General features: G+C 53.1%; 24 protein-coding genes and 1 other annotated feature. Of the genes, 11 read left to right on the top strand and 13 right to left on the bottom strand.

Annotated features, from left to right (window positions below):
- Positions 1-157 precede the first annotated feature (157 nt).
- The 3 genes from clpB to rluD all read right to left on the bottom strand — a co-directional run bounded on the left by clpB (position 158) and on the right by rluD (position 4,569).
- The gene (clpB, locus tag WM46_RS00280) at positions 158-2,731 is read right to left on the bottom strand and encodes an ATP-dependent chaperone ClpB (RefSeq protein ID WP_061075008.1); all 2,574 of its coding nucleotides are present in this window, start codon (positions 2,729-2,731) and stop codon (positions 158-160) included.
- Positions 2,732-2,860: 129 nt separating this feature from the next.
- Positions 2,861-3,592: a purine nucleoside phosphorylase YfiH gene (gene yfiH, locus WM46_RS00275; protein ID WP_102601135.1), complete on the bottom strand. Its 732-nt coding sequence runs from the start codon at positions 3,590-3,592 to the stop codon at positions 2,861-2,863.
- Positions 3,589-4,569 carry a 23S rRNA pseudouridine(1911/1915/1917) synthase RluD gene (gene rluD, locus WM46_RS00270; protein WP_042999700.1) on the bottom strand — a complete coding sequence of 327 codons (981 nt, stop codon included), beginning with the start codon at positions 4,567-4,569 and terminating at the stop codon, positions 3,589-3,591. The genes yfiH and rluD overlap by 4 nt, the downstream gene beginning before the upstream one ends.
- A gap of 131 nt (positions 4,570-4,700) precedes the next feature.
- Between rluD and bamD the strand changes: the two genes are divergently transcribed.
- From bamD to pheA, 4 genes are all read left to right on the top strand, one after another.
- On the top strand, positions 4,701-5,438 hold the full coding sequence (bamD, locus tag WM46_RS00260) for an outer membrane protein assembly factor BamD (RefSeq protein ID WP_046485364.1): 738 nt from the start codon (positions 4,701-4,703) through the stop codon (positions 5,436-5,438).
- Positions 5,439-5,709: 271 nt separating this feature from the next.
- On the top strand, positions 5,710-6,048 hold the full coding sequence (gene raiA / locus WM46_RS00255; protein WP_003031244.1) for a ribosome-associated translation inhibitor RaiA: 339 nt from the start codon (positions 5,710-5,712) through the stop codon (positions 6,046-6,048).
- 102 nt (positions 6,049-6,150) lie between these two features.
- Positions 6,151-6,275 (top strand) — a sequence feature (Phe leader region).
- The gene (gene pheL, locus WM46_RS00250) at positions 6,152-6,199 is read left to right on the top strand and encodes a pheA operon leader peptide PheL (RefSeq protein ID WP_001386991.1); all 48 of its coding nucleotides are present in this window, start codon (positions 6,152-6,154) and stop codon (positions 6,197-6,199) included. (Overlaps the previous feature by 48 nt.)
- Before the next feature lie 22 nt (positions 6,276-6,297).
- Positions 6,298-7,458 carry a bifunctional chorismate mutase/prephenate dehydratase gene (pheA, locus tag WM46_RS00245; protein WP_102601134.1) on the top strand — a complete coding sequence of 387 codons (1,161 nt, stop codon included), beginning with the start codon at positions 6,298-6,300 and terminating at the stop codon, positions 7,456-7,458.
- A gap of 102 nt (positions 7,459-7,560) precedes the next feature.
- Here the strand turns inward: pheA and tyrA are convergent, their stop codons facing one another.
- Together tyrA and aroF are read right to left on the bottom strand one after the other, a co-directional pair.
- Positions 7,561-8,682, bottom strand: a complete 1,122-nt coding sequence (tyrA, locus tag WM46_RS00240) for a bifunctional chorismate mutase/prephenate dehydrogenase (RefSeq protein WP_102601133.1) — start codon at positions 8,680-8,682, stop codon at positions 7,561-7,563.
- Positions 8,683-8,692: 10 nt separating this feature from the next.
- Positions 8,693-9,763 carry a 3-deoxy-7-phosphoheptulonate synthase AroF gene (gene aroF, locus WM46_RS00235; protein WP_042325901.1) on the bottom strand — a complete coding sequence of 357 codons (1,071 nt, stop codon included), beginning with the start codon at positions 9,761-9,763 and terminating at the stop codon, positions 8,693-8,695.
- A gap of 214 nt (positions 9,764-9,977) precedes the next feature.
- Between aroF and WM46_RS00230 the strand changes: the two genes are divergently transcribed.
- The 4 genes from WM46_RS00230 (at position 9,978) to WM46_RS00215 (ending at position 12,725) form a co-directional block, all read left to right on the top strand.
- Positions 9,978-10,352 carry a DUF2799 domain-containing protein gene (locus WM46_RS00230; protein WP_102601132.1) on the top strand — a complete coding sequence of 125 codons (375 nt, stop codon included), beginning with the start codon at positions 9,978-9,980 and terminating at the stop codon, positions 10,350-10,352.
- Between the two features lie 140 nt (positions 10,353-10,492).
- Positions 10,493-11,011 carry a YfiR family protein gene (locus WM46_RS00225; protein ID WP_061075013.1) on the top strand — a complete coding sequence of 173 codons (519 nt, stop codon included), beginning with the start codon at positions 10,493-10,495 and terminating at the stop codon, positions 11,009-11,011.
- Complete coding sequence (dgcN, locus tag WM46_RS00220) at positions 11,004-12,227, top strand: diguanylate cyclase DgcN (protein WP_102601131.1); 1,224 nt, start codon at positions 11,004-11,006, stop codon at positions 12,225-12,227. Before WM46_RS00225 ends, dgcN begins: the two co-directional genes overlap by 8 nt.
- Positions 12,228-12,242: 15 nt before the next feature.
- Positions 12,243-12,725, top strand: coding sequence for an OmpA family protein (locus tag WM46_RS00215; protein ID WP_061075015.1), 483 nt, complete (start codon positions 12,243-12,245; stop codon positions 12,723-12,725).
- 3 nt (positions 12,726-12,728) lie between these two features.
- On the opposite strand, the gene WM46_RS00210 is transcribed toward WM46_RS00215, so the two are convergent.
- The 7 genes from WM46_RS00210 to ffh all read right to left on the bottom strand — a co-directional run bounded on the left by WM46_RS00210 (position 12,729) and on the right by ffh (position 18,326).
- On the bottom strand, positions 12,729-14,087 hold the full coding sequence (locus tag WM46_RS00210) for a PepSY-associated TM helix domain-containing protein (RefSeq protein ID WP_102601130.1): 1,359 nt from the start codon (positions 14,085-14,087) through the stop codon (positions 12,729-12,731).
- A gap of 56 nt (positions 14,088-14,143) precedes the next feature.
- Entirely contained in the window at positions 14,144-14,560 is a 417-nt protein-coding gene (locus tag WM46_RS00205) for a DUF2946 domain-containing protein (RefSeq protein ID WP_061075017.1), read from the bottom strand.
- A gap of 135 nt (positions 14,561-14,695) precedes the next feature.
- A complete protein-coding gene (rplS, locus tag WM46_RS00200; protein WP_012134695.1) occupies positions 14,696-15,043 on the bottom strand; it encodes a 50S ribosomal protein L19 in 348 nt (115 codons plus the stop codon).
- 40 nt (positions 15,044-15,083) lie between these two features.
- Entirely contained in the window at positions 15,084-15,851 is a 768-nt protein-coding gene (trmD, locus tag WM46_RS00195; RefSeq protein ID WP_042999689.1) for a tRNA (guanosine(37)-N1)-methyltransferase TrmD, read from the bottom strand.
- A 44-nt stretch (positions 15,852-15,895) separates the two neighbouring features.
- A complete protein-coding gene (gene rimM / locus WM46_RS00190) occupies positions 15,896-16,444 on the bottom strand; it encodes a ribosome maturation factor RimM (RefSeq protein ID WP_042325915.1) in 549 nt (182 codons plus the stop codon).
- A gap of 18 nt (positions 16,445-16,462) precedes the next feature.
- Positions 16,463-16,711, bottom strand: coding sequence for a 30S ribosomal protein S16 (gene rpsP, locus WM46_RS00185; protein WP_042325918.1), 249 nt, complete (start codon positions 16,709-16,711; stop codon positions 16,463-16,465).
- Between the two features lie 253 nt (positions 16,712-16,964).
- The gene (ffh, locus tag WM46_RS00180) at positions 16,965-18,326 is read right to left on the bottom strand and encodes a signal recognition particle protein (protein ID WP_042325920.1); all 1,362 of its coding nucleotides are present in this window, start codon (positions 18,324-18,326) and stop codon (positions 16,965-16,967) included.
- A gap of 165 nt (positions 18,327-18,491) precedes the next feature.
- On the opposite strand from ffh, the gene WM46_RS00175 reads away from it, so the two are divergent.
- Together WM46_RS00175 and WM46_RS00170 are read left to right on the top strand one after the other, a co-directional pair.
- Entirely contained in the window at positions 18,492-19,283 is a 792-nt protein-coding gene (locus WM46_RS00175) for an inner membrane protein YpjD (protein ID WP_061075018.1), read from the top strand.
- Between the two features lie 19 nt (positions 19,284-19,302).
- A complete protein-coding gene (locus tag WM46_RS00170; RefSeq protein WP_102601129.1) occupies positions 19,303-20,589 on the top strand; it encodes an HlyC/CorC family transporter in 1,287 nt (428 codons plus the stop codon).
- An 81-nt stretch (positions 20,590-20,670) separates the two neighbouring features.
- Here the strand turns inward: WM46_RS00170 and grpE are convergent, their stop codons facing one another.
- Positions 20,671-21,264, bottom strand: a complete 594-nt coding sequence (grpE, locus tag WM46_RS00165) for a nucleotide exchange factor GrpE (protein WP_061077920.1) — start codon at positions 21,262-21,264, stop codon at positions 20,671-20,673.
- A gap of 122 nt (positions 21,265-21,386) precedes the next feature.
- On the opposite strand from grpE, the gene nadK reads away from it, so the two are divergent.
- The gene (gene nadK / locus WM46_RS00160; RefSeq protein ID WP_042325929.1) at positions 21,387-22,265 is read left to right on the top strand and encodes an NAD(+) kinase; all 879 of its coding nucleotides are present in this window, start codon (positions 21,387-21,389) and stop codon (positions 22,263-22,265) included.
- The last annotated feature ends 52 nt before the right edge of the window (positions 22,266-22,317 follow it).

The following is a 22,317-nucleotide window of genomic DNA, read 5'->3' as shown; positions in this document are numbered from 1 at the left end:
GCGCATTATAGGGAGTTATTTCGGGCTGACAAGTCAAAAATACAAAAAACCCATCAACCGCTCACTTTCCAGGCAAATTACCCTATAAACCGTCATTTTAGCCTGGTTTTTAAACAAAAATGGGCTCCGAAGAGCCCATTTATTATTTCATCAAGCATTACTGTACTGCGACAATCCGATCGTCGTTTACTTCAAGACGAATCGTTTTGCCTGGAATTAACTCACCAGACAGAATTTGCTGCGCCAGCGGGTTTTCGATCTGCTGCTGGATTGCACGTTTCAACGGACGCGCCCCATACACCGGATCATAACCATTTGCGCTCAGCAGTTTCAGCGCTTCATCGGAGATGTGGATTTCATAGCCACGCTCTTCCAGACGTTTGTACAGACGCTGCAGTTGGATCTGCGCAATAGACGCGATGTGTTGTTCACCCAACGGATGGAATACCACAACCTCATCTATACGGTTGATGAATTCCGGGCGGAAGTTGTGACTCACCACACCTAACACCAGGTCTTTCATATGGCTGTAGTCGAGATCGCCGAAGCGTTCCTGAATCAGGTCGGAACCCAGGTTAGAGGTCATAATGACCACCGTATTACGGAAGTCGACCGTTCTCCCCTGCCCATCGGTCAGACGACCATCATCCAGTACCTGCAGAAGAATGTTGAACACATCAGGATGCGCTTTCTCAACTTCATCAAGCAGAATAACGGAATAAGGACGACGACGAACCGCTTCTGTCAGGTAGCCCCCCTCTTCATAACCGACATATCCCGGAGGCGCCCCCACCAGACGTGATACGGAGTGTTTCTCCATAAACTCGGACATGTCGATTCGCACCATCGCGTCATCACTGTCAAACATAAAGTTTGCCAGCGCCTTACACAGTTCGGTTTTACCGACCCCGGTTGGGCCGAGGAACAGGAACGAACCAATCGGACGGTTTGGATCGGCAAGACCCGCACGGCTACGACGAATCGCATTCGATACCGCTTCCACCGCTTCATTCTGCCCGATCACGCGACTATGCAACTCTTGTTCCATACGCAACAGTTTTTCACGCTCGCCTTCCAGCATTCTCGCGACCGGAATACCGGTCCAGCGCGCCAACACTTCGGCAATTTCCGCATCCGTCACTTTATTACGCAACAGACGCATGGTTTTACCTTCCGACTGCGTCGCAGCTTCCAGCTGTTTTTCCAGCTCAGGAATTTTGCCGTACTGCAGTTCTGACATCCGCGCCAGATCGCCAACACGACGCGCCTGTTCAATGGCAATCTTCGCCTGTTCCAGTTCGGCTTTGATCGTTTGTGTTCCGGAGAGCGACGCTTTTTCCGCTTTCCACTCTTCTTCTAATTCAGAGTACTGACGCTCTTTGTCGTCCAGCTCTTCGTTGAGCATGTCGAGACGTTTTTTACTCGCCTCATCAGACTCTTTCATCAACGCCTGCTGCTCCAGTTTGAGCTGGATAATACGGCGGTCGAGTCTGTCCAGCTCTTCCGGCTTAGAGTCAATCTGCATACGGATGCTGGATGCCGCTTCATCGATCAGGTCGATGGCTTTATCCGGCAACTGGCGATCGGCAATGTAACGATGAGACAGCGTGGCTGCCGCGACGATCGCCGGGTCAGTAATCTGCACATGGTGATGCAGTTCATAACGTTCTTTCAGACCACGCAGTATCGCAATGGTATCTTCCACTGACGGCTCAGCCACGAACACTTTCTGAAAACGACGTTCCAGCGCCGCATCTTTTTCGATGTACTGCCGATACTCGTCGAGCGTTGTCGCCCCTACGCAGTGCAGTTCCCCACGCGCCAGCGCCGGTTTCAGCATGTTCCCGGCATCCATTGCGCCATCCGCTTTACCTGCGCCCACCATGGTGTGCAATTCGTCGATAAACAGGATGACATTCCCTTCCTGTTTGGCGAGATCGTTGAGTACACCTTTTAAGCGCTCTTCAAATTCACCGCGATATTTTGCCCCCGCCACCAGCGCGCCCATATCCAGCGCCAGTACGCGACGACCTTTTAACCCTTCAGGGACTTCACCATTAATGATTCGCTGTGCCAGTCCTTCAACAATCGCCGTTTTACCGACGCCAGGTTCACCGATTAATACCGGGTTGTTTTTTGTACGACGTTGCAGAACCTGAATGGTCCGGCGGATCTCTTCATCACGGCCGATAACCGGGTCAAGTTTGCCCTGCTCGGCACGCTCGGTCAGATCGACAGTGTATTTTTTCAAGGCCTGACGTTGGTCTTCAGCCCCCTGGTCGTTCACGCTTTCACCTCCACGCATTTGTTCAATTGCCTGAGTAATATTAGCGGTCGTTGCGCCAGCCGATTTCAGTAAATCGGGCAGTGTGCCACGCGACTCAAGCGCCGCCAGAACGAACAGTTCTGACGAAATAAAATTGTCCCCTCGCTTTTGCGCCAGCTTGTCGCAAAGATTCAGTACACGAACCAGATCCTGAGAGGGCTGGACGTCGCCGCCGGTGCCTTCCACTTGCGGTAAACGACTCAACGCCTGATCGATGGCGGTGCGTAACTGTCCGGCATTAATACCGGCAGAGGTTAATAAAGGACGTACCGATCCCCCTTCCTGATTCAGCAAGGCGCTCATTAAATGAAGAGGTTCGATGAATTGGTTGTCGTGCCCCAGTGCGAGCGACTGGGCATCGGCAAGAGCAAGCTGGAATTTGTTAGTAAGACGATCCAGACGCATAACTCCTCCCATAACAGGTCAAATTTGCTACTGGAGATTAAATGAGGTCATCCCTCAATTATTCAAGGTTATTGACCTGAATTATGTGAAAAGAAAATTACACGTACCGGATCGTCTTGATTCTTTAGGTTATATCAGCCAAATAAAACTTGCCATACGCCCCGTGGTCTTGTCGCGACGATAAGAGAAGAAAGTCTCATTTTCACTAAAAGTACAGCGGTCGCCGCCATAAATTTGCTCAACGCCGACATTTGCCAGGCGCTGACGGGCAAGCTGATAAATATTCGCCAGATATTTTTCGCCGTGAGGCGCAAAGGCTTCATGCGCATTAGCCTCTTTGGCGACAAACGCCTCGCGCACCTCTGGTCCGACTTCAAACGCCGCAGGACCAATCGCCGGGCCTAACCAGGCAAGAATATTTTCAGGCTTATCCGCAAAGCAGGCCACCGTCTCTTCCAGTACGCCTTCACATAATCCACGCCAGCCCGCATGGGCTGCCGCCACCTCCGTTCCTGCCCGATTACAAAAGAGTACGGGCAGACAGTCCGCCGTCATTACCGCACATACGGTACCCGGCGTATTACTGTATGACGCATCCGCCCGTTTAGAGGCGTAAGGCTCGCCGGTCAGCTTCAGGACATCTTTTCCATGCACCTGTTCCAGCCAGACCGGTTTTGAAGGCAGATTGCCCGCAGCAAACAGACGTCTACGGTTCTCTTCGACATGCTCCGGGTTATCGCCGCAGTGGGCGCCCAGATTTAAAGCATCATACGGCGGCAAGCTCACACCGCCGGTACGGGTCGAACTGCAGGCCGCCACACCGTTCGGCAGGGGCCACTGCGGGACAATAAGCTCACTCATAGCCAGGCCACGTCATCCTTATGCTCTTCGAAATCCGCACGCATCGCGTCAATCAGTTCAACCATATCCTGCGGGATCGGCGCATGCCATTCCATTTCGATACCGGAAATCGGGTGATACAGACGCAGCATGGTGGCATGCAGCGCCTGACGATCGAATTTACGCAATGTCGAGATAAATGCCTCCGACGCGCCTTTCGGCGGACGCGGACGGCCACCGTATACCTGATCGCCCACCAGCGGGTGGGTAATATGCGCCATATGCACGCGGATCTGGTGCGTACGTCCGGTCTCCAGACGCAAGCGCAGACGCGTGTGCACACGGAAGTGTTCCATGATGCGATAGTGCGTGACCGCCGGTTTACCCATCGGATGCACCGCCATATGAGTACGCTTCGTCGGGTGACGGCTGATAGGTTCTTCCACCGTGCCGCCAGCCGTCATATGACCGATCGCTACCGCTTCGTATTCACGGGTGATCTCACGCAGTTGTAGCGCTTCCACCAGCCGCGTTTGTGCCGGGACAGTTTTCGCAACCACCATCAGCCCGGTGGTGTCTTTATCCAGGCGATGGACAATACCTGCGCGTGGAACATCAGCAATCGGCGGATAATAATGCAATAACGCATTCAGAACCGTGCCGTCCGGGTTGCCCGCGCCAGGGTGAACAACCAGATCGCGTGGCTTGTTGATAACAATGATGTCATCATCTTCATAAACGATATCCAGTGGGATATCCTGAGGCTCGAAGCGGATTTCTTCATCGATTTCAGCATCGATGGCGACTCGTTCTCCGCCTAACACTTTTTCTTTAGGTTTGTCGCAAAGTTTACCGTTGACCAGCACGCGCCGATCAAGAATCCAATCTTTTATGCGCGATCGCGAATAATCAGGGAACATTTCGGCCAAAGCTTGATCTAAGCGTTGACCGAGTTGATTTTCGGATACCGTTGCGGTGAGTTGTACTCGTTGTGCCATATACAGCTTCTTCGTTTAACGTTGGGTTTTACGGCTTTGCCGTTTAATATAGTGTGCTATTGTAGCTGGTCTTAACCGGGAGCAGGAACAGAGAATCTCCCGTAAAACATTTTGAGGAAAGTCAAAACGTCATGACGCGCATGAAATATCTGGTGGCAGCAGCCACGTTGAGCCTGTTTTTGGCGGGTTGCTCTGGTTCAAAGGAAGAGGTGCCCGATAATCCGCCTAATGAAATCTACGCGACTGCTCAGCAAAAGCTGCAGGACGGTAACTGGAAACAGGCAATAACGCAATTGGAAGCGTTGGATAACCGCTATCCATTTGGTCCTTATTCTCAGCAGGTGCAGTTAGATCTCATCTACGCCTACTACAAAAACGCCGATCTGCCGCTTGCTCAGGCTGCCATCGATCGCTTTATCCGCCTGAACCCGACTCATCCTAACATTGATTATGTCATGTATATGCGTGGCCTGACCAATATGGCGTTAGATGACAGCGCATTACAAGGGTTCTTTGGTGTCGATCGTAGCGACCGTGACCCTCAACATGCGCGAGCTGCGTTCAATGACTTTTCGAAACTGGTTCGCGGTTATCCGAACAGCCAGTACACCACCGATGCCACCAAACGTCTGGTGTTCCTGAAAGATCGTCTGGCGAAATATGAGTACTCCGTTGCGGATTACTACACCCAGCGCGGTGCATGGGTTGCCGTGGTTAACCGTGTAGAAGGTATGCTGCGCGATTTCCCGGATACGCAGGCAACGCGTGATGCCCTGCCGCTAATGGAAAATGCCTATCGCGAAATGCAGATGACAGCGCAGGCTGACAAAGTGGCGAAGATTATCGCCTCCAACAGCAGCAACACCTGATCGATTTTCAGATGCAAAAACGGCAGCTCCGAGGCTGCCGTTTTTTTATCCGTTTCGCGTCGTAGCGCTGATGACTTTTGCGTGACGCAACCCATCAAATATGGCCTGCTTTCTGGCTTTCCTCAAGTTAAAAATCACCTCTTCCTGCGATAACTCACAAAAAGGTACCCTTGACAAAAAGTGACAAAATAATGTGATTCAAATCACACATTTTGACATTAGGAACGGTATGCTGGAATCACCAAGACGGGAAAGACAAGAGGTAAAATTTATGACAATGAACATTACCAGTAAACAAATGGAAATTACTCCGGCAATTCGCCAACATGTCGCAGACCGTCTCGCCAAACTTGAAAAATGGCAAACCCATCTCATTAATCCACATATCATTCTGTCCAAGGAGCCACAGGGTTTCATCGCTGATGCCACCATCAATACACCGAACGGACATCTGGTCGCCAGCGCAAAACACGAAGATATGTATACCGCTATTAACGATTTGATCAACAAGCTGGAACGGCAGCTCAATAAAGTGCAGCACAAAGGCGAAGCCCGTCGTGCAACAACTTCAGTAAAAGACGCCAACTTCGTCGAAGCAGAAGAAGAGTAGTCCCTTACATTGAGTGTATCGCCAACGCGCCTTCGGGCGCGTTTTTTGTTGACAGGGTGAAAACAGTACAGGTACTTTACTGACATCACTTAAGGAAACTGATATGAAACACACCCCGTTCTTCTTCGCATTCTTTTTTACCTTCCCCTGAATGGGAGGCTTTCGTCGTGTGAAAAAGAATGCGAAGACGAACAATAAGGCCTCCCACACCGGGGGGCCTTTTTTATTGATAACAATAAAGGCAACACTATGACATCGGAAAACCCATTACTGGCGCTGCGCGATAAAATCAGCGCACTGGATGCAAAATTGCTGGCGTTACTGGCCGAGCGACGTGGGCTGGCGGTTGAAGTCGGCAAAGCCAAGCTTGAATCCCATCGCCCGGTGCGGGATATCGACCGCGAGCGCGATCTACTGGACAGATTGATTACGCTTGGCAAAGCCCATCATCTGGATGCGCACTACATCACCCGCCTTTTTCAACTCATCATCGAAGACTCCGTTCTCACCCAGCAGGCGCTGCTCCAGCAACATCTGAATAAGATCAACCCACATTCTGCGCGCGTGGCATTCCTGGGGCCAAAAGGCTCTTACTCCCATCTCGCGGCACGTCAGTACGCGGCGCGCCACTTTGAGCAGTTTATTGAGAGCGGTTGTGCGAAGTTTGCCGATATCTTTAATCAGGTAGAAACCGGCCAGGCCGATTACGCCGTCGTCCCGATTGAAAACACCAGCTCGGGGGGGATTAACGATGTCTACGATCTACTCCAGCACACCAGTCTCTCAATTGTGGGCGAGATGACGGTGACTATCGACCACTGCGTGCTGGTTTCCGGTACCACGGACCTCGACACCATTGAGACGGTATACAGCCATCCACAACCGTTCCAGCAATGCAGCAAGTTCCTCAGTCGTTATCCGCACTGGAAAATTGAGTACACCGAAAGCACATCCGCCGCAATGGAAAAAGTCGCTCAGGCGAACTCTCCGCATGTCGCTGCGCTCGGAAGCGAAGCCGGCGGCGTGCTGCATGGTTTACAGGTTCTTGAACGTATCGAGGCGAATCAGACGCAAAATATCACTCGTTTCATCGTGCTGGCACGTAAAGCGATCAATGTTTCTGACCAGGTACCAGCCAAAACAACGCTGCTGATGGCGACAGGACAACAGGCAGGCGCGTTGGTGGAAGCGCTGCTGGTGATGCGTAACCACAATCTGATCATGACCAAACTGGAATCCCGCCCCATACACGGCAACCCGTGGGAAGAGATGTTTTATCTCGACATCCAGGCCAATCTGGAATCCCCGCAGATGCAGAAGGCGCTTAAGGAGTTGGGCGAGATTACTCGTTCCATGAAGGTGTTGGGCTGCTATCCCAGTGAGAACGTGGTGCCGGTCGATCCGAGCTAACGTGCAACAAGGCCGGAGGGCGCTATGCCTGTCCGGCTTGCTGTTTATGTCGCGTAGACCGGATAAGACGCTTTAGCGTCGCCATCCGGCATAATCCTGCCATTACTGTCGACTGTCATTCGCCTGGCGTAACAGCGTACGACTTTCGCTCTGGAAGCGCTTCGCGTAGTCACCGAACCAGTGCTCCACTTTGCGGAAGCTGTCGATAAACGCCTGTTTATCCCCCTGCTCCAGCAGACTTATCGCATCGCCAAAACGTTTGTAGTAGCGCTTAATCAGCGCCAGATTGCTCTCCGACGACATAATGATATCGGCGTAAAGCTGTGGGTCCTGAGCAAACAGTCGCCCCACCATCGCCAGTTCAAGACGATAGATCGGCGAAGAGAGCGCCAGCAGTTGTTCAAGCTGTACGTTTTCTTCTGCCAGATGCAGACCATAGGCAAAGGTCGCAAAGTGACGCAGCGCCTGAATGAACGCCATGTTCTGATCGTGCTCGACGGCGCTAATGCGGTGCAGCCGCGCACCCCAGACCTGAATCTGCTCCAGGAACCACTGATAAGCTTCCGGATTACGCCCATCGCACCAGACCACCACCTGCTTTGCCAGGCTGCCGCTGTCCGGACCAAACATCGGGTGCAGGCCGAGCACCGGGCCAGCGTGCGCCGCCAGCATTGCCTGTAAGGGACCGTTTTTCACCGACGCCAGATCGACCAGAATACAGTCGGCTGGCAAAGGCGGTAACTTGCCGATCACCGATTCCGTCAGATGGATCGGGACGCTGACGATCACCATGCCGGCATCAGCAACGATCTCCTGCGCGCGATCCCAGTCATGCTGTTCGAGGATCCGCACCTGATAGCCCGACAGAGTGAGCATTTTCTCGAACAACCGTCCCATCTGACCACCACCGCCGACAATCACCACCGGGCGCAGCGAAGGACACAGCGTCTTAAACCCTTTATCGTTCTCACTGGAATAGGATTCACGCATCACCCGGCGCAACACATCTTCAATCAGATCCGGCGGCACGCCGAGCGACTCCGCTTCGGCACGGCGCGAAGCCAGCATCGAGGCTTCGCGCTCCGGCACGTAAATCGGCAGGCCAAAGCGGCTTTTGACTTCACCAACCTCAGCCACCAGTTCCAGACGGCGCGCCAGCAAATCCAGCAACGCCTTGTCTACTTCATCAATTTGATCGCGTAATGCGGTCAACTCAGCAACCATAACGAACCTCTTAAGCCTGGCGCGCCGCCAACTGACCGTTCAAGTCTTTGTTAATTTCACGCAGTAACGCGTCCGTCATTTCCCAACTGATGCAGGCATCGGTAACGGACACGCCGTACTTCATTTCGCTGCGCGGTTGCTCTGAGGACTGGTTGCCTTCGTGAATATTACTTTCAATCATCAGGCCGATGATTGAGCGGTTGCCATCTTTAATTTGCGCAACCACCGACTCCGCCACGGCAGGCTGACGACGGTAATCTTTATTGGAGTTACCATGACTGCAATCTACCATCAGTGACGGCCGCAGTCCCGCCTGCTCCATCTCTTTTTCGCACTGGGCGACATCCGCCGGGCTGTAATTAGGTGCTTTGCCGCCGCGCAGGATCACATGCCCGTCCGGGTTCCCCTGGGTTTGCAACAGCGCAACCTGACCCGCCTGGTTAATACCGACAAAACGATGCGATTGCGCCGCCGCGCGCATGGCGTTGATCGCCGTCGCCAGACTGCCGTCGGTGCCGTTTTTGAAGCCCACCGGCATCGACAGACCCGATGCCATTTCACGGTGCGTTTGCGATTCCGTGGTACGCGCGCCAATCGCAGACCAGCTAAACAGATCGCCCAGGTACTGCGGGCTGTTCGGATCCAGCGCTTCCGTCGCCAGTGGCAGTCCCATGTTGACCAGTTCAAGCAGCAACTGACGCGCAATTTTCAGACCGGCTTCAACGTCAAAGGAGCCATCCATATGAGGATCGTTAATTAACCCTTTCCAACCAACGGTGGTACGGGGTTTTTCAAAATAGACGCGCATCACCAGATAGAGGCTATCGCTGACCTCTGCGGCAAGGGCTTTAAATCGACGAGCATATTCCAGGGCCGTTTCAGGATCGTGAATGGAGCACGGACCACACACCACTAACAGACGCGGATCGCGACCGGCAATGATGTCAGAAATGGTTTTGCGCGACTGGGCGATTTGCGCCTCTTGCGCCAGGCTCAGCGGGAATTCCGCTTTAAGTTGTTCCGGGGTCATCAGAACCTGTTCGTCGGTAATATGTACGTTGTTCAGCGCGTCTTTTTGCATGATGGCGATCCTGTTTTAGCTCGTTTGCGATAGTTTTCCTCGGTGAGGATGACGTAACGATAACACAACGAGTAAAGATATCAATCCAAAATACGTAAACATTACGTTACAACAGCGATATTTGTTCGATTTAAAGCCCATTAAATTGTACAAAATAATTTACACATAACTATTGTACGATCCGCTATGCTTTGAAAAAACAGGAGAACGAGCAATGACGAGAAGAGTCAGTATCGCAGTCATTTTTCTGCTCAGTGGCTGCCAGATCGATCCTTACACCCACGCGCCAACATGGACCAGCACCAACTGGTATGACGCCGGTATCGAAGATGCCATTTCCGGCGTTGCGGTTAAAGATAATGAAACGCTGGCCGATAGCTTTAACGACCCGGAGGTGGATCGTCCGCAATACCTCAAAGGTTACGCAGAAGGTCAACGTAAAACCTGTCAGCAAAATTTTGCCTATGCCAGAGGCGTAACGGGGAAAACCTTCCCTGCCAGTTGCGATACCGTAGAAAATGCCAGCCAGTTGCGTGAAGCATGGCAACAAGGTGCCGATGAAAATGCTGGCTCAATACGTCTGAATTAATATTTAGTCAGATTTAGCTTAAGACACATACGTTAATCTACAAGGTATAATGACGCTCCGCAAAAATAATGTTATTTTGCTTTAAACAAAACATGGATGTATTTTGATGACTGATAAAAGATGCTGGTGAGGAAATCGTTATGTTCGCTTCTCACCGACGCCTGATGCTGTTAATGCTCTTACTGGCAGGATCGCCAGTTTTTGCGAATGACATCCCTGATACAGCGAAGAACGTTCGCACCATGGTCTCTGGCATTGTCAGCTATACGCGCTGGCCTGCCCTCTCAGGGCCGCCCAGACTGTGTATTTTCTCGTCTTCCCGGTTCGCCAACGTACTGGGAGACAGCAGTGATACGTCGCTGCCTTATCAACCCGTCATTATTAACACCGAACAAGAAGCATTAACTGCGCGTTGTGATGGTGTTTATTTCGGCAGTGAATCTCCCACTGCTCAGGTTGAATTAACAAATAAATATCCGTCTAAGGCGTTGTTATTAATTGCAGAACAGAATGCCGAATGCATTATTGGTAGCGCCTTTTGCCTGATTATTAACAATAATGATGTCAGATTCGCCGTTAATCTGGATTCCTTGTCACACAGTGGCGTAAGAGTCAATCCGGATGTATTGATGCTCGCACGGAATAAAAAAAATGGATAAGGATCTTTCCCCTACCCCCCGTCCCACATTTAAGCGAGCGTTGCGACGCATCAACATCACCAGCGTGATCGTGACCATGACGCTGATCTGGCTGCTGCTATGTGCGGCCTCGGTACTGACGTTAAAACAGTACGCGCAAAGGAACCTCGAGCTCACGGCGGCGACAATGACTCACAGCCTGGAAGCTGCGCTGGTATTCACCGATGATGCCGCCGCCGCAGAAACGCTGGCCGCGCTCGGCCAACAGGGACAATTTTCCGCCGCTGAAGTACGTGACAACAATCAGAATGTCATTGCCTCCTGGCGCTACAACGCGCAGGAGAACGACGATAAGCTGGGGGATTTTATTAGTCACTGGCTCTTTCCCTTACCCGTCGCTCAGCCCGTCTGGCATAGCGGTGAGATTATCGGTGAAGTTCGACTTACCGCACGCGATAGCTTAATCAGCCACTTCATCTGGCTTTCTCTGGCGGTACTCACCGGGTCGATTCTGCTGGCCTCCGGTATTGCCATTTTGCTGACGCGTCATCTGCATCGTGGCGTGGTTGAGGCGCTGCAAAATATCACCGAGGTGGTACACGATGTGCGTACCAACCGTAATTTCTCCCGCCGCGTCTCTGAAGAACGGATTGAAGAGTTCCACAATTTTGCCCAGGACTTCAACAGCCTGCTGGATGAAATGGAAGAGTGGCAGCTGCGTTTGCAGGCCAAAAATGCACAATTACTGCGAACGGCGTTGCACGATCCGCTGACCGGGCTGGCAAACCGGGCGGCTTTCCGTAGCAGCATCAGCGCGCTGATGAACGACAATTCCGCTCGTAGCAGCTCAGCGCTCCTGTTTCTTGATGGCGATAACTTCAAATTCGTGAATGACACCTGGGGACATGCCGCAGGCGATCGCGTGCTGATTGAAGTCGCCAGACGGCTGGCTGAATTTGGCGGCAACCGCCATATCCCTTATCGCCTCGGCGGGGATGAGTTTGCCGTCGTACTTTACGGCGTCCATTCAGACTATGAAGTCCAGCGAATCAGCGCCGCGCTGTCACAAGAGTTTAATCGTCCTTTTGACCTGCATAACGGGCATTTAGTCAGTATGACGCTGAGTATGGGTTACGCTCTGACCTGGGAGCACGCTTCCGCCGAGAAATTACAAGAACTGGCCGATCGCAATATGTATCAGGCTAAACATCAGCGCACAGAGCGCTCGATTAAATAAAAAAGGAATGCACACATGCTTAAGCGTCTTTTATCTCCACTCATTCTTGTCACGCTCCTGCTGGCAGGCTGTCAGGCTCCACAGGGCAAATTCACGCCTGAGCAGGTAGCGGCCATGCAGTCGTACGGATTTACTGAATCCGCGGGAGACTGGTCCCTGGGGCTTTCCGACACCATCCTGTTTGATAAGAATGACTACACGCTGCGTGCGGAAAGCCAACAGCAGATCCAGTCGATGGCCGCTCGTCTGGCCTCAGTGGGTCTGAATCATGCGCGTATGGATGGGCATACCGATAACTACGGCGAGGACAGCTACAATGAGGCGTTATCACTCAAACGCGCCAATGTTGTGGCGGACGCGTGGTCAGAAGGCGCGAAGATTCCGCGCACCAATCTGACCACTCAGGGATTAGGGAAGAAGTACCCGATCGCCAGCAACCAGTCGGCGAAAGGTCGCGCTGAAAACCGCCGTGTCGCCGTGGTCATCAGCACGCCTTAAACCTCAGTCGGCTGACTGCGCGATTACCGCCCGTGACGCGTAAACCCAGCGCAGCCAGTCGACCAGCATAAACAGCAGCAGACTTCCCCCCAGCACCGGCATTGCCAGTCCGAGCACAATCGCCAGCAATCCGACACCCACACGCCCCCAAACGCTCAGCATGAGCCAGCTTTGAACCAGCGTCTGCGCCGGACTGGCTGATGGGCTCGCAGGGCGGCGAATCCACCACAGCCGATAGCCAATCACGATCATCAGGCAAAGGCCGACGCCAAAACCGATCAGCAGTAATTGATTCGGCAATCCCAGCAGAATGCCCATATGAAAATCGACGCCCCAACGCGTCAGCTTCGCCATCAGCGGGAAGTCGGCAAACCGGGTGTGGTCGGTCACCTGCAGCGTCGTCGGGTCAACGGCAACGGCATCAACCTGCGTAGGCCAGCGGCGATCGATTTCCGTTACCGTCCAGCCGTGCTGCGCATCCTTTGGCGGGCGAATTTCCAGCTGGAGCGCATTGAGCCCCGCCGCCTGCGCGGTCTGTAATACGGTATCGAACTGACGAATATTCACATGCGTCGCAGACATCACCATCCCGCCATGATGGTCTACATGCTCATCATGAGGTTGTTGAGATCCATGAAGTTGAGCATTAAGCTGTGGCGTCAGCCAGCCAAACGCCGCGCGCATTTTATCCACATTGCCGCCAGCCCACTGCGACCAGGTCAGACCGGTAGCTGAAAACAGCAGCATTCCGACAAACAGCAGCCCCCCCAGCGTAACGTGCAAGCGCCGGTGGTTCTGTACCGGATTGTTCAACCGGCGCCGGGGTCGCGTTACTGACCAGAGCGTAATACCGCCCAGCGCCGCCACCCACATCCAGGATGCCGCCAGTTCACTGTAAAGACGCCCGACCTCCCCCAACAGTAGGGAACGGTGGGCATAATCAATCCACTGCCGCAGCGGCAGGATACCGCTGGTGCCGTACACCGGCATATCGCCTTTAACGGCCAGGGTCACCGGATCGATAAAAATAGCCCGATGTTCAGAGGCCGCCAGCGCAGGGTCAGTAAACATGACGCGCGTTGTATCACCCAGTTCCAGTCCGGGTCGAACGGCGTGCAGGCGCAGGTGCCCACCGGTCACCTGCTGCGCGATCGCAACCTGTGCCGCCAGCGATTGCGGCTCTCCCTGCGTCGTCGCGTTAAGTGCCTGAGCGTAAATGGCCTCTTCCAGCTGCGGCGTCGCCACATATAGCGTGCCGGTCAGTGCGGCAACAAAGATAAATGGCCCGACAAACAGACCGATATAGAAATGAAGGCGTCGCAGCAGGGTTATCCATGCCGCGCGCGGTGTGCAGGTCGTCATACTTTTCCTCAGAAAAAGCAAAAGAGTGTCGTGACGCTTATGCGTCAATCTTATTTTCAGAAACAGGAAAGTGAGGACCTGCGCGGCGGCGCGCGCGTATCAGGATACAGCCAGGGGAAGAAATACCAGTGTTTTACCGTCGGACGAGTGGGTTGACATTGCACTCTGAGCAGAACGCCGCAGAGCAGAATCATCATCGCCAGGATAAGCCCTGGAACATGAGCCAGTAACACACAATAGCCACAGGCTTCGCCGTGATCGACAGGCATCGGGACGGAAGGAGAATCACTGTGATGCCCGGTATGCGTCGCCATCGAACTCATCTCATGATGCATACCCGGCATCGTGCTCATCGGGTCTTTTTGCAGTGCAACGGAGATTAGCGGGGCAATGACAATCAGCAGGATCGCAAACAACGCGAGACATGCCGCGTGCCGCTGAAAACCTGACTGACGAAATTTACCGTTATTCACTGTCCCTCCCGCAGAGAACGCGGGACATTGTAAATGATTTATGAACTGAAGGTTAACATTGTGAATGTTACGGAGATAAAAAAAGGGCCAGCCAACTGGCCAGCCCTTCTAACAGGATGTCGCCTGAGCGATATCTTAGTTAAGACGCTCTTTGATACGAGCAGCCTTACCAGTACGCTCACGCAGGTAGTACAGTTTAGCTTTACGAACGGCACCACGACGTTTAACAGCAATGCTGTCAACAACCGGAGAGTGAGTCTGGAAGACACGCTCAACGCCTTCGCCGTTGGAAATTTTACGAACAGTGAATGCAGAGTGCAGACCGCGGTTACGAATAGCGATAACCACGCCCTCGAATGCCTGCAGACGTTTTTTGGAACCTTCAACAACCCATACTTTCACTTCCACGGTATCACCCGGACGGAAGGAAGGTACGTCCTGCTTCATCTGCTCTTGTTCAAGTTGCTTAATAATGTTGCTCATAATTTAATCTCTTATCCTGGGTAAACTGATAATCGGGGGCTTACGCCATCCCATCATGTTTATGTTGCTGTTGTGCGTGTTCCGTTTTGAACTCCGCCAGCAACCTTGCTTGCTCTTCAGTCAGAGCCAGGTTTTCCAGAAGTTCAGGTCTTCTAAGCCAGGTGCGGCCCAGCGACTGTTTCAAGCGCCAGCGACGTATCTCAGCATGGTTTCCTGACAGTAACACTGCCGGGACGTCCATCTCTTCTAACACTTCAGGTCGGGTATAGTGCGGGCAGTCCAGCAATCCATCCGCAAAGGAATCTTCCGTTGCCGATGCCTCATGACCCAGAACCCCCGGAATAAACCGGGAAACGGAGTCAATCAGTACCATTGCCGGTAACTCACCACCGCTGAGAACGTAATCGCCGATTGACCATTCTTCGTCAATTTCGGTTTGGATCACGCGCTCATCTATGCCTTCGTAGCGACCACAGACCAGAATCAGCTTTTGATTCGTGGCCAGTTCGCTGACGCCTGCTTGATCAAGCTTGCGTCCCTGAGGTGACAGATAAATCACCTTAGCGCCTTCACCCGCCGCGCTTTTTGCTGCATGAATGGCATCCCGTAAGGGTTGTACCATCATTAACATCCCCGGTCCGCCGCCGTAAGGACGATCGTCCACGGTACGGTGCCGGTCATGCGTGAAGTCACGGGGACTCCAGCTCTGGATGTTCAGCAGGCCATTTTTAACAGCCCGGCCAGTTACCCCGTAATCGGTAATTGCACGAAACATTTCTGGAAACAGGCTAACGATACCTATAAACACAAGCCAATCCCCATCACGCCGTCATTTACCGCTTATCCGGTGGTTTAAAAACCAGGATCCCAATCTACTTCGATAGTCCGCGTAGTGAGATCGACTTTCTTGATAACCTGCCCATCGAGGAACGGCACGAGGCGCTCCTTGATACCAAACGCATCTTTCAGGTTTGCCTTAATGACGATGACGTCATTCGATCCGGTTTCCATCATGTCGACGACTTTACCGAGATCGTAGCCTTCAGTGGTCACTACCTGGCAGCCCATCAGGTCTTTCCAGTAGTAGTCACCCTCTTCCAGTTTTGGCAGTTGCGTAGAATCCACGACAATTTCGCAATTGGTCAACAGATTCGCAGCATCCCGATCTTCAACGCCTTTCAGCTTGATGATCAGATCCTGATTGTGGTGCTTCCAGCTTTCCAGCTGTACTTGCTGCCACTGACCCGCCTTCTGGATAAACCAGGGCTGATAGTCAAAAATGCTTTCGGCGTCTTCAGTGGAAGAAAACACTCTGAGCCAACCACGAATACCGTAAGACGATCCCATTTTCCCTAAGACAATCGGGTCCACGGGTGCTTGCGCAGTGAGTTGCTTGCTCATCATGACCACCGTGACAGATTAAGCTGCTTTGCTTACTTCTTTGATCAGCGTAGCTACGCGATCAGAAATGGTCGCGCCCTGGCCAACCCAGTGAGCGATGCGATCCAGATCTAGGCGAGTGCCTTCTTCTTTTTCGCTGGCGATTGGGTTAAAGAAGCCAACGCGCTCAATGAAGCGACCGTTACGTGCGTTACGACTGTCAGTAACAACAACCTGGTAGAACGGACGCTTTTTAGCGCCGTGACGAGCTAAACGAATAGTTACCATAACATCCTCTTGTGTGAATAAAACAACCGGGCCCCATCGAGGAACGGAGCCCGGTGTCATATTAAAAGCCCGAAAATTTTACTGATTTTTGGGGAAATTGCAATCAGCAGTTAATAACTCTGCGGCAAAAGGCCGTCGGCGGTGCAGTCAGTTCGGTGCCGGCGTGCGCACAGCCACCGGAGCGTACACGTAGTACGTGAGGATGGCGAGCACACCCCGGTGCCGAAATGGCAAATGAGCCAGGCCTTAAAGATTAGCGGCCTGGAAAACCGGGCGGCATCATCCCCTTCATACTTCTCATCATTTTGGCCATCCCGCCCTTCTTCATCTTCTTCATCATGCGCTGCATGTCGTCGAACTGTTTCAGAAGGCGGTTAACGTCCTGCACCTGCATACCGCAGCCTTGCGCGATGCGGCGTTTACGGGACCCTTTGATGATTTCCGGCTTCGCGCGCTCTTTCAGCGTCATCGAGTTGATGATCGCCTCCATGCGCACCAGCACTTTGTCATCCATCTGTGACTTCACGTTGTCCGGGATCTGCCCCATGCCCGGCAGCTTGCCCATCAGGCTCGCCATGCCGCCCATGTTTTTCATCTGGCGTAACTGTTCCAGGAAGTCGGTCAGATCAAAACCGTCGCCTTTTTTCAGTTTAGTCGCCAGCTTCTCAGCCTGCGCGCGGTCAACTTTACTTTCGATATCTTCGATCAGCGACAGCACGTCGCCCATGCCGAGAATACGTGACGCGATACGGTCCGGGTGGAACGGCTCCAGCGCCTCGGTTTTCTCGCCAACGCCGAGGAATTTGATCGGTTTGCCGGTGATGTGACGAATAGAGAGCGCGGCACCGCCACGGGCGTCACCATCGACTTTGGTCAGCACCACGCCGGTCAGCGGCAGCGCTTCATTGAACGCCTTCGCGGTATTCGCCGCATCCTGACCGGTCATCGCATCGACCACAAACAGGGTTTCTACCGGATTGATAGAAGCATGAACCTGCTTGATTTCGTCCATCATCGCTTCATCAACGTGCAGACGACCGGCGGTATCCACCAGCAGCACGTCGTAGAATTTGAGTTTGGCTTCTTTCAGCGCCGCGTTAACGATATCGACCGGCTTCTGGCCGACATCCGATGGGAAGAAATCAACGCCAACCTGCTCTGCCAGCGTCTCCAACTGTTTGATCGCCGCCGGGCGATACACGTCGGCAGAGACGACCAGCACTTTCTTCTTGTGCTTTTCGCGCAGGAATTTACCCAGCTTACCGACGCTGGTCGTTTTACCGGCGCCCTGCAAGCCCGCCATCAGCACCACGGCTGGCGGCTGCGCGGCCAAATTCAGGCTTTGGTTCTCTTCGCCCATCGCCGCCACGAGTTCGTTACGGACAATCTTGACGAACTCCTGCCCTGGCGTCAGGCTCTTGTTAACTTCATGTCCAACCGCTTTCTCTTTTACGCGATTGATAAACTCTCGCACTACCGGCAGCGCAACGTCAGCCTCCAGCAGCGCCATGCGCACTTCGCGCAGCGTCTCTTTAACGTTGTCTTCAGTAAGGCGTCCGCGGCCACTGATATTGCGCAACGTGCGCGACAAACGATCGGTTAAATTATCAAACATTGTCTCTCGCCTGGGGTGGAAACGGTTGGTCGCTCAAGCGACACATGAACAGAATTTTGTCGCAGTATAACATGAAGCCGTCTTTGTTGTTATGCAACGGTTGGAGCCGCGGTCACGTAACGCTATACTGCTTCTCTTTCTCACTGGCCAACTGTCGACACCACTATGCCCGTTTTTGCTCTGCTCGCCCTTGTCGCCTATTCCGTCAGCCTCGCGCTGATCGTCCCCGCTCTGCTGCAAAAAAACAGCGGCTGGCGGCGTATGGCCATTCTTTCTGCGGTTGTCGCGCTGGTGTGTCACGCGATCGCGCTTGAAGCCCGCATTCTGCCGGGTGGCGATAGCGGACAAAACCTGAGCCTGCTGAACGTGGGTTCGCTGGTCAGTCTGATGATCTGTACGGTGATGACGATTGTCGCTTCACGCAATCGTGGCTGGCTGTTGCTGCCAGTGGTATATGCCTTCGCGCTGATCAATCTGGCCTTCGCGACCTTCATGCCGAACGAGTTCATCACCCACCTCGAAACCACGCCGGGGATGATGATCCACATCGGGCTGTCGCTGTTCTCCTATGCGACGCTCATTATCGCCGCGTTGTACGCGCTGCAGTTGGCGTGGATCGACTATCAGCTTAAGAACAAAAAACTGGCGTTCAATAATGAAATGCCGCCGCTGATGAGCATCGAGCGCAAGATGTTCCACATCACGCAGATTGGCGTGGTCCTGCTGACGCTCACCCTGTGTACCGGTCTGTTTTACATGCACAATCTGTTCAGCATGGAAAACATCGACAAAGCGGTGCTCTCGATCATCGCATGGTTTGTCTATATTGTTCTGTTGTGGGGGCATTATCATGAAGGTTGGCGCGGCCGTCGTGTCGTGTGGTTTAACGTCGCGGGCGCCGGGATCCTGACGCTGGCCTATTTCGGTAGCCGAATATTGCAGCAGTTTGTCAGCTAAGCCTTAAAGGAGGCACCCCCTGGAACACATCTCCACCACCACGCTGATCGTCACATTGATCGTCATGGTGGTCATCTCCGCCTATTTTTCCGGTTCCGAAACCGGAATGATGACTCTGAATCGCTACCGCTTACGCCACCTGGCCAAACAGGGGAATCGTCCGGCAAAGCGTGTTGAAAAGCTGCTGCGTAAACCCGATCGCCTGATAAGCCTGGTGCTGATTGGCAATAACCTGGTCAATATTCTTGCCTCGGCGCTCGGCACCATTGTCGGTATGCGTCTGTATGGCGATGCGGGCGTTGCCATCGCCACCGGCGTGCTGACCTTCGTCGTGCTGGTGTTTGCCGAAGTTCTGCCAAAAACCATTGCGGCGCTGTACCCGGAAAAGGTGGCCTATCCCAGTAGCTTCCTGCTGGCGCCGTTACAAATTCTGATGATGCCGTTGGTCTGGCTGCTCAACACCATCACCCGATTGCTGATGCGCATGATGGGTATTAAAACCGATATCGTCATTAGCGGTTCGCTGAGTAAAGACGAGCTGCGCACCATCGTGAATGAATCCCGCGCGCAAATCTCCCGGCGTAATCAGGATATGCTGCTGTCGGTGCTCGATCTGGAAAAGGTTAGCGTTGACGACATCATGGTGCCGCGCAGCGAAATTATCGGTATTGATATTAATGACGACTGGAAGTCCATCGTGCGTCAGTTGTCGCACTCGCCGCACGGGCGCATTGTGCTGTACCGCGATTCGCTTGATGACGCGATCAGCATGCTGCGCGTTCGCGAAGCCTGGCGGTTAATGTCGGAAAAGAAAGAGTTCACCAAAGAGACCATGCTGCGCGCCGCCGATGAGATTTACTTCGTCCCGGAGGGCACGCCGCTCAGCACGCAGCTCATCAAATTTCAACGCAATAAAAAGAAAGTCGGCCTGGTCGTCAATGAATATGGCGATATTCAGGGGCTGGTCACGGTGGAAGATATTCTCGAAGAGATTGTCGGCGACTTTACCACCTCAATGTCACCTACGCTGGCTGAGGAAGTGACGCCGCAAAATGACGGTTCGGTGATCATCGATGGCAGCGCCAACGTGCGGGAAATTAACAAAGCGTTTAACTGGCATCTGCCGGAAGACGACGCGCGTACGGTAAATGGCGTGATTCTGGAAGCGCTGGAAGAGATCCCGATTGCGGGCACTCGCGTGCGCATCGGTCAATACGATATCGATATTCTCGACGTCCAGGAGAATATGATCAAGCAGGTCAAAGTGTTACCCGTTAAACCGCTGCGGGAAAGTGTGGCGGAATAATGAAGACGGCCCGCGGATACTCCGACGGGCCGTGGGCCGGATGAACGTCAGCGCCATCCGGCAATATAACTAGCCGGAAGATTAAGCTTTCGCTTTCGCAACGGTCACCATCGCCGCACGGATCGTACGACCGTTCAGCGTATAGCCTTTCTGCATAATACCCAGCACGTTGCCCGGCGCGATGTCTTCAGATTCGACCATCGCAATCGCCTGATGCACGTTCGGATCCAGCGCAACGTTCGTCTCAGCGATCACTTCAACACCAAACTTGCGCACCACATCCAGCATCGATTTCAGGGTCAGTTCGATCCCTTCAACCATCGGCTTCATATCCGGATTGGCTTTGTCCGCCACTTCCAGCGCGCGATCCAGGCTATCAATCACCGGCAGCAGTTCGTTGACGAATTTCTCCAGCGCGAACTTGTGCGCCTTCTCAACGTCCAGCTCGGTACGGCGACGCAGGTTTTCCATTTCCGCTTTTATGCGCAGTACCGCATCACGTTCACGGGTCTGAGCTTCAGTAAGCTGCGCTTCCAGATTCGCAATTTTTTCATCGCGCGGATCCACCTGCTCAGCAGAAGCGTCTGATTCAACCGCCTCAACTTCTTCGTGCTGATCCATGATAATTTCTTCCGGGGCTTGCCCCTCAGGCGTTTTCTGTTCTTTACTACTCATGAATTTCTCCGCGTTTTTTTTCGCATTCATCTCGCTAACTTCGCTTATTATGGGGATCAGATTCAGGGTTTCAAGGGAAGCACTCACATTGTCATCAATCTTCGTCACAAGGACCTCGAAAAATGAATAATCATTTCAAGTGTATCGGCATTGTGGGACACCCGCGTCACCCCACGGCACTCACGACACATGAAATGCTCTACCGCTGGTTATGCACGAAAGGGTATGAGGTCATTGTCGAGCAGCAAATCGCTCACGAGCTGCAGTTGAAGAATGTGAAAATTGGCACCCTGGCGGAGATTGGTCAGCAGGCAGACCTCGCGGTTGTCGTCGGCGGCGACGGCAACATGCTCGGCGCAGCACGTACCCTGGCGCGTTACGATATCAAAGTGATCGGTATCAACCGTGGCAATCTCGGCTTTCTGACCGACCTTGATCCCGATAATGCGCAGCAACAGCTCGCCGACGTGCTGGAAGGTCATTACGTCGCGGAAAAACGCTTTCTGCTCGAAGCACAAGTGTGCCAGAAGGACTGCCAGAAGCGTATCAGTACCGCCATTAACGAGGTGGTGCTGCATCCCGGCAAAGTCGCGCACATGATTGAGTTTGAAGTCTATATTGACGAAAGCTTTGCCTTCTCTCAGCGTTCTGATGGCCTGATCATCTCAACGCCTACCGGTTCCACCGCCTATTCCCTGTCGGCCGGCGGCCCGATTCTGACCCCATCGCTTGATGCCATCACGCTGGTGCCGATGTTCCCGCACACCCTTTCGGCGCGCCCGCTGGTCATCAACAGCAGCAGCACCATTCGGCTGCGCTTCTCGCACCGCCGTAACGATCTCGAGATCAGTTGTGACAGCCAGATCGCGCTGCCGATCCAGGAAGGTGAAGATGTGCTGATCCGCCGCTGTGACTACCATCTGAATCTCATCCATCCTAAAGATTATAGCTATTTCAATACATTAAGTACCAAACTGGGCTGGTCAAAAAAATTATTCTAATTTAACGCCAACCTCTTTACTGTATAAAAAACCCGTTTATACTGTATGTAAT

Source organism: Citrobacter freundii complex sp. CFNIH2, assembly GCF_002880615.1.
GTDB lineage: Bacteria > Pseudomonadota > Gammaproteobacteria > Enterobacterales > Enterobacteriaceae > Citrobacter_A > Citrobacter_A amalonaticus_F.
This window is presented reverse-complemented; position numbering and strand designations above follow the sequence as displayed.